General features: G+C 47.8%; 13 protein-coding genes. 9 read left to right on the plus strand and 4 right to left on the minus strand.

Annotation, left to right across the window (positions count from 1 at the left end; translation table 11 throughout):
* Positions 1-428: 428 nt before the first annotated feature.
* Complete coding sequence (locus ACUYLD_RS16350) at positions 429-581, minus strand: DUF1540 domain-containing protein (RefSeq protein ID WP_446675514.1); 153 nt, start codon at positions 579-581, stop codon at positions 429-431.
* 295 nt (positions 582-876) lie between these two features.
* Entirely contained in the window at positions 877-2064 is a 1188-nt protein-coding gene (fabV, locus tag ACUYLD_RS16355; RefSeq protein WP_446675515.1) for an enoyl-ACP reductase FabV, read from the minus strand.
* Between the two features lie 189 nt (positions 2065-2253).
* Here fabV and ACUYLD_RS16360 point away from each other — a divergent pair, with 189 nt between their 5' ends.
* From ACUYLD_RS16360 to ACUYLD_RS16380, 5 genes are all read left to right on the plus strand, one after another.
* On the plus strand, positions 2254-8490 hold the full coding sequence (locus tag ACUYLD_RS16360; protein ID WP_446675516.1) for a WIAG-tail domain: 6237 nt from the start codon (positions 2254-2256) through the stop codon (positions 8488-8490).
* A 159-nt stretch (positions 8491-8649) separates the two neighbouring features.
* Positions 8650-9156: a hypothetical protein gene (locus ACUYLD_RS16365; protein ID WP_446675517.1), complete on the plus strand. Its 507-nt coding sequence runs from the start codon at positions 8650-8652 to the stop codon at positions 9154-9156.
* Between the two features lie 168 nt (positions 9157-9324).
* Positions 9325-10035: a response regulator transcription factor gene (locus ACUYLD_RS16370; RefSeq protein WP_061828739.1), complete on the plus strand. Its 711-nt coding sequence runs from the start codon at positions 9325-9327 to the stop codon at positions 10033-10035.
* A gap of 2 nt (positions 10036-10037) precedes the next feature.
* Positions 10038-11417 (plus strand): HAMP domain-containing sensor histidine kinase, encoded by a 1380-nt coding sequence (locus tag ACUYLD_RS16375; RefSeq protein WP_446675518.1) that lies wholly within the window; start codon positions 10038-10040, stop codon positions 11415-11417.
* Positions 11418-11631: 214 nt separating this feature from the next.
* On the plus strand, positions 11632-12699 hold the full coding sequence (locus ACUYLD_RS16380; RefSeq protein WP_446675519.1) for an ABC transporter ATP-binding protein: 1068 nt from the start codon (positions 11632-11634) through the stop codon (positions 12697-12699).
* A gap of 146 nt (positions 12700-12845) precedes the next feature.
* Here ACUYLD_RS16380 and ACUYLD_RS16385 read toward each other — a convergent pair whose 3' ends face one another.
* Positions 12846-14129, minus strand: a complete 1284-nt coding sequence (locus ACUYLD_RS16385; RefSeq protein WP_446675520.1) for a pectate lyase family protein — start codon at positions 14127-14129, stop codon at positions 12846-12848.
* A gap of 380 nt (positions 14130-14509) precedes the next feature.
* Here ACUYLD_RS16385 and ACUYLD_RS16390 point away from each other — a divergent pair, with 380 nt between their 5' ends.
* A complete protein-coding gene (locus tag ACUYLD_RS16390; protein ID WP_250239952.1) occupies positions 14510-15247 on the plus strand; it encodes a cyclase family protein in 738 nt (245 codons plus the stop codon).
* Between the two features lie 160 nt (positions 15248-15407).
* Here ACUYLD_RS16390 and ACUYLD_RS16395 read toward each other — a convergent pair whose 3' ends face one another.
* Positions 15408-15821 (minus strand): DUF4183 domain-containing protein, encoded by a 414-nt coding sequence (locus ACUYLD_RS16395; RefSeq protein ID WP_446675521.1) that lies wholly within the window; start codon positions 15819-15821, stop codon positions 15408-15410.
* A gap of 447 nt (positions 15822-16268) precedes the next feature.
* On the opposite strand from ACUYLD_RS16395, the gene ACUYLD_RS16400 reads away from it, so the two are divergent.
* The 3 genes from ACUYLD_RS16400 to ACUYLD_RS16410 all read left to right on the plus strand — a co-directional run bounded on the left by ACUYLD_RS16400 (position 16269) and on the right by ACUYLD_RS16410 (position 18636).
* On the plus strand, positions 16269-16919 hold the full coding sequence (locus ACUYLD_RS16400) for a DUF4183 domain-containing protein (protein WP_446675522.1): 651 nt from the start codon (positions 16269-16271) through the stop codon (positions 16917-16919).
* Positions 16920-17396: 477 nt separating this feature from the next.
* Positions 17397-17981, plus strand: coding sequence for a TetR/AcrR family transcriptional regulator (locus tag ACUYLD_RS16405; protein ID WP_311079312.1), 585 nt, complete (start codon positions 17397-17399; stop codon positions 17979-17981).
* Positions 17982-18054: 73 nt separating this feature from the next.
* Positions 18055-18636: an NAD(P)H-dependent oxidoreductase gene (locus ACUYLD_RS16410; RefSeq protein WP_103049409.1), complete on the plus strand. Its 582-nt coding sequence runs from the start codon at positions 18055-18057 to the stop codon at positions 18634-18636.
* The last annotated feature ends 32 nt before the right edge of the window (positions 18637-18668 follow it).

Below are 18668 nucleotides of genomic sequence, written 5' to 3' on the forward strand. Positions count from 1 at the left end.
GTAAAAAGCTGATTCAACAAAAAAATGAAAAAAGGAGGGCTAACAAATGAGCGCATGGTCAGATCAAACTGAACACGAGCAATCAGATACTTGCGCAAAATGTATCCAATCACAAAATCTTGCTGAAGCGTGAAAAAACACAACGGAGCGGAACGTTCAGCTATACGGTGAAGCAGGTTGAATTGACACCCGTAACAACCCGCAACGTATTATAAGGACCTGGAAATGACTATTCCTTTGGAGGCTACTCCATGAATGGAGCTTAGCAACCAAACGTTGAGCAGAGAAATGATTGTGTGAATCGAATAGCGCTTTACTGTACCGAAAAAGGACTTGATAATAATTATCATTCTTGTTAGAATATCATAAGAAAGAAGGAACCCGGGCATGGGCTCCTTCATTATAAAGCTAGGCTTGAAATCAAAGATTTACTTGGCTTCGAAGGTTTTGCAGTCTGTTTCTTCGGATTTGTGAGTGTCTTCAGGTCTGTTGCTTACGATGTAAATGGAGCTAGCGCTACATTTATTGTCTTGGGCCCAGTACGTACATGAATTGACTTCACACAGAACGTCTTTTGCCATGTTGTACACCTCCTTATATGGATGTGATGGGCTGAGCAAATAGTATCACGGTCAGTCAAGGTAGGACTTGTCCAACTGTGTTTACCCTCTTGTTAGGAAGAGGGATTTTGCTATGCCTACCTGTACAATATCAAATGAAATTTAAAATTGCAATGTTAGCATCATTTGCAGTTCAAAGCGGACATAAGTGTCCCTTTTAATTAAAAACAAAAGCTGTCCTCCATGCAGAACGAAATGTTTCTCTGCTGGAGAACAGCTTTTTTTGTTTTTCAACATAATGACAATATTAAAAGACTTAGCGCACGTTAGGAATATTTACGATGGGATCAATGTCAGCATCATAGTCTACATCCTCGAACTCAAAGCCAAACAGTTGGAAAAATTCGCGACGATATCCTTCAAGATCGGACAATTCGTAGATATTGTTGGTCGTCAGCGCCTCCCATATTTTTGCAACTTCTGCCTGCACGTCTTCACGTAGTTCCCAATCATCAATACGAATACGTCCTTCTTCATCTACAGGAGTTTCTGGTGCGTACAGACGCTCAGCAAACAGGCGGTAGCTCTGTTCTACGCACCCTTCATGCAGCTCTTTTTCCTTCATTACCTTATATAAAGCAGAAATATACAGAGGAACGACAGGGATAGCGGAGCTAGATTGGGTAACGAGTCCTTTGGTGACTGCGACGAAGGCGCGTCCGCCTGTAACTTTCAGCTGATCGTTCAGCTGATGTGCTGTCTCCTCCAGATGATCCTTTGCACTTCCGATACTGCCTTCTCTGTAGATGGCTTGCGTAATATCTGAACCAATATACGAAAAGGAGAAGGTCGTTGCAGTATCAGCCAATACACCGCCTTCACGCAAGGCGTCAATCCACAATTTCCAGTCCTCACCACCCATAACCTCTACAGTTCCTTGTACCTCTTCTTCTGTTGCGGGTTCGAGCGTCACGCTGCTGACTTCCCCGGTGTGGAAGTTAACGGTCTTGTTTGTGTAAGGCTTACCAATAGGTTTGAGTACGGAATTAAACGTTTCGCCTGTGCGGGGATTTGTACGGCGACCTGAAGCGACACTGTAAACCACCAGATCGACTTGTCCCAGTTCTTCGCGAATGGCTTCCACCGTTTTGGCTTTGACCTCATCCGAGAAGGCATCGCCTGTCACGCTTAAGGATTTAAGCCCAGCTTCCTGAGCAGCTTTTTCAAATGCAGCAGAATTGTACCAGCCTGCCGATGCTGTACGTGTTGCCGTAGCGTTACTAGGGCGATATACACCAATTGTGTTGGCACGCGCACCGAAGGCGGCAGTAATGCGAGAAGCCAACCCATATCCGGCAGATGCCCCGATCACAAGTACATTACGGGGGCCCTGGATAGCAGGACGGGCCTGTACATAGTCAATTTGCTCCTGAACATGTTGGGCACAGCCCACCGGATGAGCAGTGGTGCAGATAAAGCCACGTGTTCTTGGTTTGATAATCATGTTATTGTAATTCCTCTCTTCTTGTAGCGATCTTCACCCTTACTATTTTAACTTTTAACTATTTTTTTTCAAACGTGGATTTCAGTAAGTAACCTTTTTACCCAAAAGTGTATCCTTGCACGGGGTGGCAAGTGCCTAAGGGCCTGCATATGATGCTGTAACGATAAATACGAGAAGGGAGAGAGCTGCTTGAAGAATAAGAGCCGCAAAACCATAAGAAACAAAAAGCCGCTCTATAGTGTAATTGACCCGGATATGAATGAATTAAGTATGATACAGCGCGTGAAGCCACAGCCTGCGGAGAGGGAGACAGAAGCAAGACTTCATCAAGTTGCTTCTCCGCCTCCCCCAACCAAAGAGGAGCCGGAGCTACAGACTGTTGTCGAACCTGAAGTCGAGGCTTCGCATGAGACAGAGGTTGAAGGTGCGGATGCAGAGGAGACTCAAGTGTCGATGGAGGAACCCCAAGAGCTAGAACCAGAACCAGAGCCGGAGCCGGAGCCAGAGCCAGAACCTGATCCAATTGATGTGGAGGAAATTTTGAGCAATAAGAAAGCCCCGCATGTAAACAATGCTTTCATCTATACAGACGATTTGAGCGATTTCGCTGTGACGGGTGAGAAGATCGCTCCCGCTTCCATAGATTTCAGCAAACTGAAACAAGAGAGCATCCACACGGAATCTCTGGCGGATTATGCCGTTCAAACGATTAAAATAGCCGACGGTGCTGTGACTTCTTCGAAGATTGCCCCAGACTCCATTACGGTGGAACATCTGTCGGACGCATCGGTGTCAGGCAGTAAATTGCAGGATCGCTCCATCGGTGGTGAAAAACTTCGAGATGGCAGCATCACTCCTGAGAAGCTGGCTGATAAGATTATCAGCGGCGATCATATTGCGAATGGCTCCATTGAGAGCCGTCACTTCAAGCAATGGATTGTGTCTTCAGATATGCTTCAAGATCAGTCGGTTACCTCTGATAAAATTCGCAGTGGTACGATTCAGTCGAACAATTTGGCTAATGAAGCTGTTGATAGCTCCAAGCTGGGCGATCAATCTGTGACCACTTCCAAACTGCGGGATGGGGCTGTGGATGGAGCTAAAATCCAAGCTGGCAGCATTGAGAGTGCACACCTGACCGAGCATGCCGTTCATGCAAGGCATCTGGCCCCCGGTTCGATTAATCGCAAGCAGCTATCCAATGGAATTGTGGGCAAGGAACAATTGGAGGAAGGTGTTGTCAGCGGACGTCATCTGGAGTCTGAGGCAGTGACCAGTGCGCACATTCAGGCTGGAGCGATTGAAAGAAAGCATCTGAGTCCTGGCTCCATCGGAGAAGAACAGCTTGGAACAGGCCAAGTAACAGCCCGACATATCGCGGATCGGAGTATTCAGTCCAATAAACTGGCAGATCAGTCTGTAGGCTCATTGCAAATTGTTGATCAATCCGTCACTTCATCCAAAATATCGGATCAGAGCATTCTCCCACACAAAATTGCCGATGAGGCAGTACTTACCAGACATATTGCAACAGCAGCCATACAAGGGCCTCAGATCTCTCCGGAGGCAGTCTCTTCCGTGCATCTTCAATCCGAAATTATTCGGAAAGATCATATTGCACCAGAGGCGGTTACGGAGCAACATTTGCATTCCGGGGCTGTGACAAGCGAGAAATTAGGGAAGGGAGCAGTGCTGGAACACCATGTGGCGAATCAGGCTGTCAAGGAAAATCACATTGCTTCGAGCGCGATTAAGTCTGACAAAATCGCTGACGAAGCAGTGACGGAACCTAAAATTGGCACAGGAGCGGTAACCGGAAATAAGATTGCCTCTCAAGCCATTACCCACGTACACATTGCAACGGGAGTAATCCGTGAAAACCACCTTGCCGAAAACAGTGTGGGCGGAAAGGCGTTAAAGGCTCAATCGGTTGATTCGACCCATCTGGCCCAGAGCTCTGTACAGAGCAAACATCTTGGGGAAGACAGTGTCGGAACCGCGGCCTTGCAAGAACAGTCCGTTACCGCAGACATACTAGGTGAAGGCGCTGTTCAAACCGCGCATTTGGCAAACGGAGCGGTGTACTCTCACCATTTGCAAGACCATGCCGTTACTTCGTTGAAACTATCGCCGGAAAGTGTGGCTACGGATAAAATTAATGATTTGGCGATTACTGCGCCTAAGTTAGCTGAGGGTAGTGTCACTTCCTCTAAGCTGTCTGCTCGTTCTGTGCAGCCATGGCATATTACAGATAAAGCGGTGCTGAGCAACCATCTGGCTGTTGAGGCAGTGGAGGCGAATCATCTCGCTCCGGAATCCGTCACCTCTAACCATTTGCAGTCTGCTTCGATCCAAACCAAACATCTCGCCCCGGATAGTGTGTCCGGCCATGCCCTTCAGTCGGAAAGTGTCACTTCTGAGAAGTTAGCGGCTAGGGCTGTGCAGGCTTCCAACCTGGCGGAAAACAGCGTGGGACCCGGACATTTGGCAGCACAGGCCGTACAAACCAGGCACTTGGCAGCAGGAGCAGTAGAGGACACGATATTAGCCCAGAATGCTGTGAAGTCTGAGCATCTTGCAGCAGAATCCATCCAATCAGAGCACTTGCAAAGCGGGGTCATTCAGGGAGAGCATATTGCATTGCAAGCTATAGCGACTCCGGCCTTACAGGATGAATCGGTCACCTCTGCCAAACTGTCGGAGGGAAGCGTAACTCCCACCAAACTGTCTGCCCATGCCGTGCAGTCCGGACATATTATGGACGAAGCTGTACAAAGCAACCATTTGGCTGTGGCGGCCGTGGATTCGGCACATCTGGCTGCAGGAGCGGTCACTTCGGTGCATATACAGGCTTCCTCGGTGCTCACGAGACATTTGGCCCCGGATAGTGTGTCAGGTCGTGCGCTTCAAGCGGAAAGTGTCACCTCGGAAAAGCTGGCAGCGCGCTCGGTACAAGGAATGAACCTCGCGGAAGGCTGCATAGGCCCTTCACATCTTTCTGCGCAGTCGGTACACACTCGGCATCTGGCAGCTGGAGCAGTACAGGATAGAGCACTGGCAGAGGGGGCAGTGAAGTCCGTGCACATCGCACCGGAATCCATCCAGCCACATCATCTGCAGATTGGAACCATTCAGGGAGAGCACATCGCGTCACAGTCCATATCGACCGATGCTTTGCAGGATGAGTCTGTTACGTCCGACAAACTGGCGGATGAGGGTGTGACTGCCGCCAAGTTGTCTGCCCAATCGGTTCAGCCGTGGCACATTACAGACGAAGCGGTGCAAGCCAAACATTTGTCAGAAGAAGCTGTCCAGTCCAACCATCTGGCCCAGGAATCCGTCAGATCTGCTCATTTGCAGGCTTCGGCGGTGCTTGCGAGCCATCTGGCCCCGGATAGCGTATCCAGTAGTGCGATTCAAGCAGAAAGCATCACCTCGGAAAAGCTGGCGGCACACTCGGTGCAAGCGACGAATCTCGCGGAAGGCAGTGTCGGCCCTCCACATCTGTCTACGCAAGCGATACACACCCGGCACTTGGCAACAGGCGCAGTACAGGACAGAGTGTTGGCAGATGGGGCGGTGAAATCTGTGCACATCGCACCGGAGTCCATCCAGCCGCATCATTTACAAATGGGAACCATTCAGCGAGAACATATCGCATCACAGTCCATATCGACGGATGCTTTGCAGGGTGAGTCCGTTACGTTCGACAAACTGGCGGATGAGAGCGTGACTGCCGCCAAGCTGTCTGCCCAATCGGTCCAGCCGTGGCACATTACAGACGAAGCAGTGCAAGCCAATCATTTGGCAGAAGAGGCTGTCCAGTCCAACCATTTGGCCCGGGAATCCGTCAGCTCTGTCCATTTGCAGGCTTCGACGGTGCTTGCGAACCATCTGGCCCCGGATAGCGTATCCAGTAGTGCGATTCAAGCAGAAAGCGTCACCTCGGAAAAACTGGCGGTACACTCGGTACGAGCGATAAATCTCGCGGAAAGCAGCATAGGCCCTTCACATCTGTCCGCGCAGGCGATACACCCCCGACATTTGGCACCCGGCGCAGTACAGGACAGAGCGCTGGCAGAAGGGGCAGTGAAATCCGTGCATATCGCACCGGAGTCCATCCAGTCGCATCATCTGCAAATGGGAACCATTCAGGGTGTGCATATCGCCTCACAGGCGATATCGACCGATGCTTTGCAGGATGAGTCCGTTACGTCTGACAAATTGACGGATGAGGGCGTGACTGCCGCCAAGCTGTCTGCCCACTCAGTCCAGTCATGGCACATTACAGACGAAGCAGTGCAAGCCAATCATTTGGCAGAAGAGTCCATCCAGTCCAACCATTTGGCCCGGGAATCCGTCAGCTCTGCCCATTTACAGGCTTCCTCGGTGTTTGCGAGCCATCTGGCCCCGGACAGTGTGTCAGGTCGTGCACTTCAAGCAGAAAGCGTCACCTCGGAAAAGCTGGCGGCACGCTCGGTGCAAGCGACGAATCTCGCGGAAGGAAGCGTCGGCCCTTCACAGTTGTCTGAGCATGCCGTACACCCCCGACATTTGGCACCTGGCGCAGTACAGGACAGAGCGCTGGCAGAAGGGGTAGTAAAGTCCGTGCATATCGCACCGGAGTCCATCCAGTCGCATCATCTGCAAATGGGAACCATTCAGGGTGTGCATATCGCCTCACAGGCGATATCGACCGATGCTTTGCAGGATGAATCCGTTACGTCCGACAAATTGGCGGATGAGGGCGTGACTGCCGCCAAGCTGTCTGCCCACTCAGTCCAGCCATGGCACATTACAGACGAAGCGGTGCAAGCCAATCACTTGGCAGAAGAGTCCATCCAGTCGAGCCATCTGGCACCTGAATCCGTCACCTCTGATCATTTACAGGCTTCCTCGGTATTTGCGAGACATCTAGCCCAGGACAGTGTGTCAGGTCGTGCGCTTCAAGCAGAAAGCGTCACCTCGGAAAAGCTGGCGGCACGCTCGGTGCAAGCGACGAATCTCGCGGAAGGAAGCGTCGGCCCTTCACAGTTGTCTGAGCATGCCGTACACCCCCGGCACTTGGCACCTGGCGCAGTACAGGACAGAGCGCTGGCAGAGGGGGCAGTGAAGTCCGTGCATATCGCACCGGAGTCGATTCAGCCGCACCACCTGCACCTTGGAACCATTCAGGGTGTGCATATCGCCTCACAAGCAATATCGACCGATGCTTTGCAGAATGAGTCCGTTACGTCCGATAAACTGGCGGATGATGGCGTGACTGCTGCCAAAATATCTCCTCATTCGGTTCAGCCGTGGCATATTACGGACGAAGCGGTGCAAGCCAATCATTTGGCAGAAGAGGCCGTCCAGTCGAGCCATCTGGCTCCTGAATCTGTCACCTCTGCCCATTTGGAGGCTTCGGCAGTGATGACCCGGCACATTGCCCCCGGGAGTGTATCGGTTCACGCGCTCCAGGCAGGCAGCGTGAACGCTGAGAAGCTTGCGCTTCGGGCGGTGCGTGCTTCGAATCTGGCAGAAGCCAGCGTAAACTCCGTGCATTTGACGGAGCATGCCGTACACGCTCAGCATTTGGCCGATGGGGCGATCCAAGGGTCCGCACTGGCAGAGGGCGTGGTGCAGTCCAGGCATATCGCGCTGGATTCAATCCAGTCGGAACATCTGCAAGCAGGGGCAATTCAGCCACAGCATGTAGGCTGGCAGGCGGTAGCTGAGGATGCTATACAGGAAGGTGCGGTGACGTCCAGCAAGCTTGCAGATGGAACGATACAATCCCGCCATGTGGCTGAGGAAGCTATTGAAAGCCACCACATTGGAGAGGAAGTTATTGATTCGCATCACCTAAAGCCGGGCTCGGTGACACTGGCTCAGCTGTCCACAGATATTCATCTCTCCGGACTTTTGCCAGAGGAAGGTGTCAGTGGCGACAGACTTCAGGCAAACAGTATATCTCGCAGCCATCTGCAAGCTCAGGCCGTCGACAGCGAGGTACTGAGCTCGGAAGCTGTGGGACCAGAGCATCTGCAGGCTGCTGCGGTACAAAGCCATCATGTGGCAGAGCAGAGCATTGAAGGTCATCATCTGGTGGAAGGCTCTGTAGGTTCACGTGAGCTGGAACTGAACGCAGTGAAGCCGGAGCATTTGAGCATCACTCCGGTTCGTACTTGTGCGAATCAGCCCGCATTGCAGCAGTTTGGCAGAGCGCCGTTTCTTTTGAAAGGTAGTGAAGGAGAGACGGAAGTGACCATTGTATTCGGGGAGCCTTTTGTAAACCCAGACTACACTTTGGTAGCGATGACGAACCACCCTCTCTTTCATGCGACGCTGAAATCTCAGACGCCGAATGGAGCAGTGATCGTCGTAACCAAGTGGAACGAAACCGCGCATAACTATGGTATTATTTCCTGGATCGCTATTGGCTAGTGAAGATGGTTATTGTAGAACTCATAGCGTGCAGACTCATGTATTTTCTAAATACATGAGTCTGCACGCTATTTCATATACTTTTCACACATTTGCTCCACAATTATCCCGAATTCTCCTGATAAGCTAAAGATACTTTAAAGGAGAGGTGATTCAATCATGAAAAAATGGACTAAAAATGCAGCAGCCGTGTTGACCGTAGTAAGCGTACTGGGAGGGGCAAGCAGTGCATTCGCTGCTACAGCAACAACGACTCCAGCGAGCACTGCACCAGCGATCAAAGCTCCTGCGGTTACGGCTCCGGCTACCAAAACACCGGTGAAAGCACCTGTGACGAAAACACCTGTGGTGAAAGCACCCGTTAAAAAAGCTGCAACAACTCATAAAACAACAACCAAAGCGAAGAAAGCCCCTGCCAAAAAATCCGTTGCGAAAAAAGTGGCAAGCCACAAAACAAAAGCAGTGAAAGTGCAGCACCGTACAGTTAAACATCATGCAAAAAAACATAATGTTGTTAAACACAAAGCAACAACTCATAAAACTCGTGCACATCATGCCGTAGCTAAAAAAGTGACCCACAAAGCTCCAGTTAAAAAAGCAGTCCCAGCAAAAACAGTGAAAAAAGCGCCAAAAACAGCTGCTAAAGTAGTAACAACCAAGAAATAAGATTGATGTGTAATTAGCTTTCAGCTCGCCTGGCATATACAGCAGCGATTCATGATAAGAAAGACGGGACCGGGAACGGTATACCCGTCTTTTGTCTATTCTGCTGGGCTTCTGTTAAGCTTAAAGAGAGGATGGAAGCATCCAGAACAACGGCAAGGGGTTAAGGCCATGACAAAAATAGTAGTAGTGGATGACGATGTGTTCATTTTGCAATTAATATCTGAATATTTGAAAAAAGAATCCTACGAGGTCACTTCCTTTTCCAGTGGTAAAACACTGGTAGAGCATATCCGTACGAACCGTCCGGATTGTCTCGTTCTTGATATTATGATGCCTGGCATTGATGGGCTTTCTCTACTGACTCAGCTTCGTGATTTTACAGAAATGCCGATCATTATGATCTCTGCCCGTGGAGAAGAAAACGACCGTATTCACGGGCTGGAGCTGGGATGCAGCGATTTTTTGACCAAGCCCTTTAATCCAAGAGAGTTGGTAGGAAGGGTTAAAGCGATGCTGAGACTGAGCAAGGCCGGAATGTCTGCATCGGACGATAGACAAGCGGCAGGAAGCGCAGATCTTTGCCATGCGGGCAATCTGTGTATTTTTGCTGACTTTCGTAAAGTCACAGTGGACGGACAAGAGCTAAATTTGACCTCACGTGAATTCGACCTGCTGCTGTTTCTTGCGAATCATCTGGAGAGACCTTTTGGCAGAGAACATCTGATTCAGCAGGTGTGGAGCTATGATTTTATAGGTGATGTGAGGGTTGTGGATGATCTGGTCAAACGGATTCGTAAAAAGTTAGCTGAATATCACTCTACGCTCGTCATTAACACCGTATGGGGTTTCGGCTATAAAGCAACGGTTCAGGAGTTATAACCATGCGTACGATGAGAGCTAAAATACTGCTTTCCCTGTCCATCGCCATGCTTATTACCGTCTGTATTACGGTCGTTTTATTCATCAGGCTTATCGACGACATTCTGGTGAATCAGGCTAAATCCAAGCTCCATGAGCAGGCGCGCAAAGCCGTCCATATTATGAGCGACGGAGGCTTTGATCGACTGGATAATGCTGAATTGAACTATGTTATCAAGGGCGTGCTTTTATCTGCCGATTACTTTATTTTAAGCACGGATAACCGCATCATCGACTCAAGCGTCTCTGGAATGGAAGGCAAAAAGATCGAGCGTTTGCTTTTGATCCGCCAGGGATTTTTCGCATCGGTTCATCCGTCTCCCCAAGATCTGACCGCTACACATGAAGGGGTAGCTGTGCTTCAAGGTAAAAAGGTACTGTTTACGAATGAAGAATTGCCCGGACAGCCTTTTCGTATTTTTGTATACTCACCCTTATCTTCTTTAAGAGCACTGTATGTACCGTTAATGAGAACCACATTACTGTCTATCATCGCGGGTTTTTTGGTGATTCTCGTCATTGGTCTGATGGTTGTCTCACGTCTGGTGCGTCCACTCAAACGATTGAAAGAGGCGGTAGGCAACTATGAGCCAAATCAGCCACAGGATAGTGATTTTCCGCAAGCGGATAAAAGTGAGATTGGCGAGCTGATCGGTACCTTTCATTCCATGTCCGCCCGTATTCAGCAGCACCACCAGGGTCAAATTGAATTTCTACAAAATGTATCTCACGAGCTAAGGACACCGTTAATGTCCATTCAAGGCTATGTATATGCCATTCAGGATCAAGTGGTATCCCAGGACGAGGGGCTGAGTATCATCAAAGTGCAGTCCCAGCGGTTAATTGACATGGTGGAAAAGCTGCTCCAGTTATCGAGGCTGGAAGCGTTGAATGAAGAATGGCCTGTATCTCTAATTGATCTAAGAAGCATGGCGGAGGATGCTGTTCATCTATTGATGCCGGTGGCTGCTGAACGTTCTATCTCGCTTCGAGTGGAGGGAGAGGGCCTGCATGTGGCCGTTCCGGCCGAGCAATTGTTCCGTATGATGTTGAATTTGTTGCAAAATGCAGTTCGGCACACCTCTACGGAGGTTGTCATTCATTTGGAGACAGGGACAACACCGGAGGTTGTATGGGTTATGCATGTGGATGATGATGGGGAAGGGCTGACCGAACAAGAGGCAGCCGAGGTGTTCGGAAGATTCTATGCGGGCTCGAATGGTGTCACAGGTCTTGGATTGGCTATTTGTCGTCAAATTGCTACCCGGTTGAATGGAGAACTACTCTGCACACGTTCGCCATTGGGTGGAGCACGCTTCAGCTATATCCAGCACATGTTATAAATGAGTACAGAAATGGTTAAAAATGATCGTTTTTTCGGCCTAATATCCCATTTATCTAACATAGTATGAGAGGTTTTTGGTGATATTTTAGATATAGCTTGACTGGTAGGTACTAAACTGAGTAAAATTAATCGTATATACCTTGACTCTTGGACGTCGTTTTTTTAGATAGTGGTCAATAATAGTGATGAATAATAAATGAAAGAGTGATGAGATGAACCGCCTTTTGGAAGTGAAGGACTTAACGATATCTTTCAAGACCCGTCAGGGACTAGTGCAGGCCATTCGTGGCGTAAACTTTCATGTCAATAAAGGAGAGACGCTGGCGATTGTGGGCGAATCCGGCTCAGGCAAAAGCGTAACCTCACAAGCTGTTATGAAGTTGATTCCGACCCCTCCGGGCATCTATCAAAAGGGTCAAATTATGTTTGACGGACAAGAGCTGATTAATAAAACGGAAAAGCAGATGCAAAAAATTCGTGGTAAGGAAATTGGCCTGATTTCTCAGGACCCCATGACTTCGCTTAACCCGACGATGAAAGTCGGCAAGCAGATCACGGAAGTGCTTTTCAAGCATGAAAAAATATCCAAGGATGCTGCTCACAAGCGGGGTATTGAGCTGCTGAATCTGGTAGGTATTCCACATCCTGAACAGCGTTTTAACCAATATCCGCATGAATTTAGTGGCGGTATGCGTCAACGTGTCGTCATTGCGATGGCATTGGCTGCTAATCCGAAACTTCTGATTGCCGATGAGCCGACGACTGCGTTGGACGTAACGATTCAAGCTCAAATTTTGGAGCTGATGAAGGATCTTCAGAAAAAGATCAATACTTCCATCATCTTTATTACGCATGACCTCGGTGTTGTGGCTAAGATGGCTGATCGCGTTGCCGTTATGTATGCAGGACAAATCGTGGAAACAGGTACGGTTAATGAAATTTTCTACAACCCGAAACATCCATATACATGGGGCCTTCTCGCTTCTATGCCAAGTTTGGACAGCCATGGTCAGAAGCTGGCAGCTATTCCGGGAACACCTCCGGATCTGCTTCACCCACCTGTAGGGGATGCTTTTGCAGCCCGCAGTTCTTATGCTATGAAAATTGACTTTGAGAAAGAGCCTCCACTCTTTCAATTATCTGATACGCACTTTGTGAAATCATGGTTGCTGCATCCAGATGCGCCTGCGGTTGAGCCACCAGAAGCGGTAAAGGCTAAACTTCGCAAGCTGGATAATGCATTTGAAAAGCCGGTTTTGGTAGAACAATACGGCAGTTAATGCGTGTTATAATTTGTAATTAAACCAATGAGAAATAAAAAGGGCTGTTCTCTCCGTGTGGAATCATTCTACGGAGGAAACAGCCTTTTTTGGTGTAAAATTGCAGGTTGTATGCGCCTGTGGTTATTTGTGTTAGCAGGCAGTGTTTACAGCTTACCGGAACCAGCTTGGGAAGTGACTTCTGCCTTCACACTGGCGGATGGGGAAATTTTATCGTTCAGCGATGGTTTCCAGCCTACAGAGGAGCTAAGACCCGCGCTGGTGCCTGCGTTAACAGCTTGTCCATTCAGGATTGTGCCCGTATCTGACAGGGCAGTTCCTCCAAAGACAGTCACGATTTTAGCTGCAGATAAACCGGCAACGTCAATGACATTGTTTTCGGCGAAGATTTTGGAGGATTTACCTGCGCCCCATATATACAGTGAAGGATATTCGGAGCGTTTTACATCACCTGTATAGTAATTGTTGTACAGATGGACTTGTCCATACCGCACGCGTGGTGTACGTTGTACCGTGTTTTCATAATAGTTGTGATGCAAGGTTACACGTAAAGCTCCTTCATCTGCTGTTTTGCTGTCGCTGTTGCCAATAATCGACGATTTATCATGATCGTAAAAGTGATTGTAAGAAGCCGTAACCAGATCGCCTTGGTTAATCACATCAAGAAGTCCATCATGATGCTGGTATTCTTGACCGTAAAACGTACCGTTTTGGCTATCGGGGTGAGATCCATCATTGAAGGTATTGTGGTCTACCCATACATGTGTGGCGCCGTTAATTGTAATGCTGTCATATTCCGAATTCCAGTTGCCTGTGCTGCCGTCCGTTGGGTCCCACTGAGGGAAATAATCATAGGCATCCTGGAACTCAATATTACGGATAATGACGTTGTCTGTCCCTTTTTTTAGCTGGAGGTTAGCGCCGTTAATGACGGCGTCGCTACCCAGCCCGACAATGGTTGTATTGGACGGAATATCAATGACGACACGACTGGCTTGATTTTTTTGTGAAGCTTCGCGTGCCTTTTCCAATGTGCCAGACGGAGCCTTTTTCCCCCATGTGGACGGGTCATACGCTTTGAGGTAGGCGTCAAAATTATATTTAGGGTCCTTGTAGTCGTCCAATCCTAACGGTTTATTATTGTCATCGACGTTGGCATTGATCGTGCCTTTGACATAAATGATTTTAGGCGCTGTGTTGCTGCTTTTGCCTAAGGCATCGACAAGTTGTTTGCGATTCGTTACGGTGAAAATATTGGAGGTAGTCGCCGCAGCTCCACCTGTTGTGCCTGTAGAAAAGGCTGCCCATCCGTTTTTGCTGCCGAGCGTCTCCTTGCCAATATCGCTGGCTGCATGAGCAGGTGCACCTATAGGAGCCAGAGTAGTGAACAGTAGAGCTGCTGCGATTCCGAGTGAAAATCTCTTTTTCATAAAATACCTCCGTATATTGGATTAATGGAGTAGATGAACGAAGGGAGTCCCGGGTGCTCCTGTGGTTTCTACATTTTCTATCATACTTCGCATTCCAGTATTTGTTAATATAATAAAAGTTACATACTAAAATTTTTGTCGAATTTTTTATATAATTCAATAGTCCCCTTCTTTTTCCAATCAATACGTATATGTAATAATGAAAACGTTAACAATCACACGGAATAGGAAATGTATATATGAATATATGGAATTGTTTTTGTGTTTTTAGCAAAATGTTAACGATTGCAATCTATATTAGTTTAGCAGATCGATTTATAGATTTTTGAAGAATCCTCAGGTAAAATGGCTTGTAATAAAGTTGAGGAGGAATGGGCATCATGGCAGAGCATTTAGCAGATATCTTGAAGTTGTTGAAGCAAAAAGAGTGGGTAGATTTGTCCCACGCTTTTTATCCTGAAATCCCTCATTTTCCCGTATTCGATAATGTTCAGGTGGATACCCTGTTTACCCACGATGATGGCTTTTTTGTAAAACAATACTGCTTTCCAGGGCAGTATGGGACTCATATTGACGCACCCGTTCATTTTGTGAAGGGCAAACGTTACTTGCATGAGCTTTCGTTGAAGGAGCTGGTTTTGCCGCTAGTTGTTATAGACCGTTCAGCAGCCGTTGCAGCCAATTCCGACTATGAACTAACGGTTGCGGATATTTTGGACTTTGAGAAAGAGCATGGACGCATTGCAGATCAGTCCTTTGTTGCCTTTCGCAGTGATTGGAGCAAGCGTTGGCCTGATTCAGACGCCTTCTCGAACAATGATGACGCCGGAGATGCACACTGCCCAGGCTGGTCGCTGGAAGCGCTACGCTTCTTGGTAGAGGAACGGAATGTGGCTGCCATTGGACATGAAACACTAGATACTGATTCCTCTGTAGCTTATCGCAAAGCTGGCAAGCTGGTAGGGGAATATTACATATTGGAGCAGGATCGGTATCAAGTTGAGGTGCTGACGAACTTGGACAAGGTACCTCCGACGGGCGCGGTCATATATAATATCGTTCCGAGCATTCAGGATTCTCCCGGATTTCCGGTGCGCTCCTTTGCTATTTTGCCTTAATCATACAGTACCCAGTCATTTAAAAACGATTATATAATCATCTTGAACTAAAAGACCGATTCAGATATCGACATCTGAATCGGTCTTTTCTAGCTTATATGGGGTAATGTACAGCGTGAATGACCGTTCAGTCCATCTTGAATCAAAAGGATGAAACGTCTTAAGTGATAATCGTTACGGTAGGGGCAGAGATGGTGGGCTGAGTTGATATGGTGGAGGTTGTGCCGCTAAAATCAGATATTTCTATGACAGCGGGGACACCTGGTGTAATATCTACAGAGGCAATGACCAGACTTGCCGTGGTCAGGGTGAATAAGGAGCTCTGCTGAATAACTCCATTAATATAATAATTAGCAGAATCAGTAGCCGTTAATGTTGGTAAAGCAACTACTGGAGCGTCGGCGTCATCTACGAAGCTTGCAGCAGGAATAGTTGTTGTTGTTGCTCCGATCATCCCGGCTGTAATTGTTGCAAAAAAACGAGTCACGGCTGGGGTTACAGTCGTGCTTATGGCACCACCAGTTGCTACGGGAGCAGTAGCTACTGCTATATATACAGGTTTTATGATGGGCATAGTTCTCATCTCCTTTCTTTACTGGTAATGAGCTATCGATAGCTCTTAATCAATAAATGATTTTTCAACCTATTTGGAAACGGCATATGAACCTTTCTATTAATAATAGGGTGAATGGAGACGGCCCTATTTTACTACAAATATAGATGGAAGCGGATACTTGGGATCGGCATGCTACAGATGCCTAAAACCCTAAAGGGGGATATGCATACAATACATAAATAAGCATGTGAGAAGGAGGTGTATACGGCTGGTATGAGGAGACGCGATTCATCACTAAGAAGGCAAGGAAAGAGAACCGTACATTGCAAGATCAACAAACGTAAAAAGTGTAAAACAAGTTATTCATTCAAAGGTAGAACAAAAACGGGGTTCCATGCCAAAAAGCATAGAAAACTAATCATGCAACGACGGTGTAGAAATACTCCTGTCAAGCGGAGGAAAAGAATGGGCCAGACAGGAAAGCGAGGTGTTCCGGGTTCGGCAGGAGCACAAGGCATTCCCGGTTTGACAGGGTTACAGGGTGAAACTGGTTTGACAGGAGTACAAGGCATTCCAGGTTTAGCAGGAGCGCAAGGCATACCGGGAACTGCGGGAACACCGGGAGCCCAAGGAATACCAGGGATACAGGGTCCAGCAGGAACACGGGGAGCGCCAGGAGTGCCAGGTCCGGCTGGAGTCCAAGGTAGTTCAGGTGCAACAGGAGTACCTGGCCCTACTGGAGCACAGGGCATAGCGGGCCCTACTGGAGCCCAAGGTATAACAGGCCCAACCGGCCCGGCAGCTGACATTTCAAATATTGAAATTGTTCCTACGGCTGAGCGGTATTTTTATTTTGCACCTGCTACAATTGAATCTTCAATCACGATTATGGCAGATCAATTTTCTGTAGATGGTGTACAGGAGGCCTTTCAGCGTTTTAATGTCGGAAGCAACAGTTACGCCAATCTATACATTAATGGCATGATACAAGAAAGCACATTGTATAGCCTAACACCTTCATCGCTGACGATTCGCCTTAAGGAAGGAGAGGCAATTCTCTCCGGCACACCTATTATTGTGGAAATTGTCCAATTTAGTGTGCGATCCAGTGGATGATACTGCTTGCGGTGAGGCAACCCGGAGGCAGATACAGCTGTTTCTTGGGGCAACGAGCCTTTGCGTCCGACATGCCAAAGCTGAAGACTGGCTTTGGAGCCTTGGTCATGGATGGCTTGCACGACTTTTTTGCAGCGGGGAAATGTGCTCGTCGCTTCATAGGCCAAGGCTGCCTGAGTTTTTTCCCTGCTGGGTGACTGCGTGCACTTCAAGCATAATTAGTCCCACCTGTCCTAGCGCCCGAGCGCCATAATGCAGCGTATGCCAATCGGTTGCTTTTTTTATTCGGTTACATATCTATTTTATATGAATAAAATGTGGTGATACACGTATAATTTAAGGTGTTTATAATTAATCTATTATAAAAACATGGTATATTAGGTTGAATTCAATTTATTTTAAATGAAGATATAAAGACGGAATGAGCCTCCATAAAAATAATTTGCATTTTGGTTAGTTATCACTTACTATAAGTTTATGAACAAGAAAACACATGTAGACAGCAAAAAGAAAGATATTCTGCAGGCAGCGATGTGCTTATTTGCAACCAAAGGAATTGACGGGATTTCGGTTAAAGAAATTGGAGAGGCTGCCGGTGTGACGGATGCCGCGATTTATAAGCATTTTAAGAGTAAAGATGCGATGGCTTTGGAAGTATTCGGGCAATATTGCAATAGCTACACCACATTAATTGACTTCTATCGCAAGCAGAGTGGGAGCTTCGTTAGTCGTTTCCATCAACTGGTGGATGAAGTGCTGAATATGCATGATGAGGACCAGTATGGTTTGCTTCTACTATCACAGCATCATGAGCTGTATGTTGAAGCAAGCCAGAGCCAAAATGTCCGTCAGCCGCTGGAGGCGTTGACTGAATTCATCGAACAGGGGATTCAACAAGGTGAACTGCCGAAGCAGGATGCTCAGCTATCCGGTGTGCTCATCATTGGAGCTATTACACGCTTGTCCGTGTCCAGCCTGGAAGGTGAACTTCCACAGCAGTTGGTCCCATTTGCAACAGAGGTCAAACAACGTTTAACTGCTTTATTAAGTAAAGGTCAGTAGTGACCTTTTCTTTTTAAATATAAAGTTAGTGTTTTCTAACTAAAAACATAATATGAAGGTAGGAATGGTTTATATGTCTAAAAAAATATTGGTAATTCAAGGGAATCCTGTCGCTGGCAGTTATGGAGAAGCGTTGGCTCAATCCTATGTAAAAGGAGCGAAGGCTGCAGGGGCAGAGGTTCGTTTGTTGCAGCTATCCGAGCTTGATTTTAATCCAAATCTATTAGGTGGATATCGTAATAAATTGCCGCTGGAGCCTGATTTGATTCAAGCACAGGAGTCGATTAAATGGGCAGAACATCTCGTTTTTGTCTTTCCGATCTGGTGGGGCAGCTTGCCTGCATTAATGAAAGGATTCATTGACCGTACCTTTATGCCGGGATTTGCGTTTAAGTATCAAAAAGGAAAACCCCTGCCTGACAAGCTTCTAAAAGGAAGAACGGCCCGCCTCATTACAACGATGGACGGTCCACACTGGTACTACCGATTTTTCCAGGGACAGCCTGGGCATCGAATGATGAAGGATTCCACGCTGCATCTATGTGGTGTCAAACCAGTGCATTCTACTGCGATTGATCTCATGAATAAATTATCGGATCAGCAGCGCAACGATTGGCTGAGCAAGGTGGAGCAGCTGGGACGAAGCATGAGCTAGGTTTTCGCCTGCCTGCCCCAAATCCATTGGCT

Source organism: Paenibacillus sp. SER-28 (genome assembly GCF_052906305.1).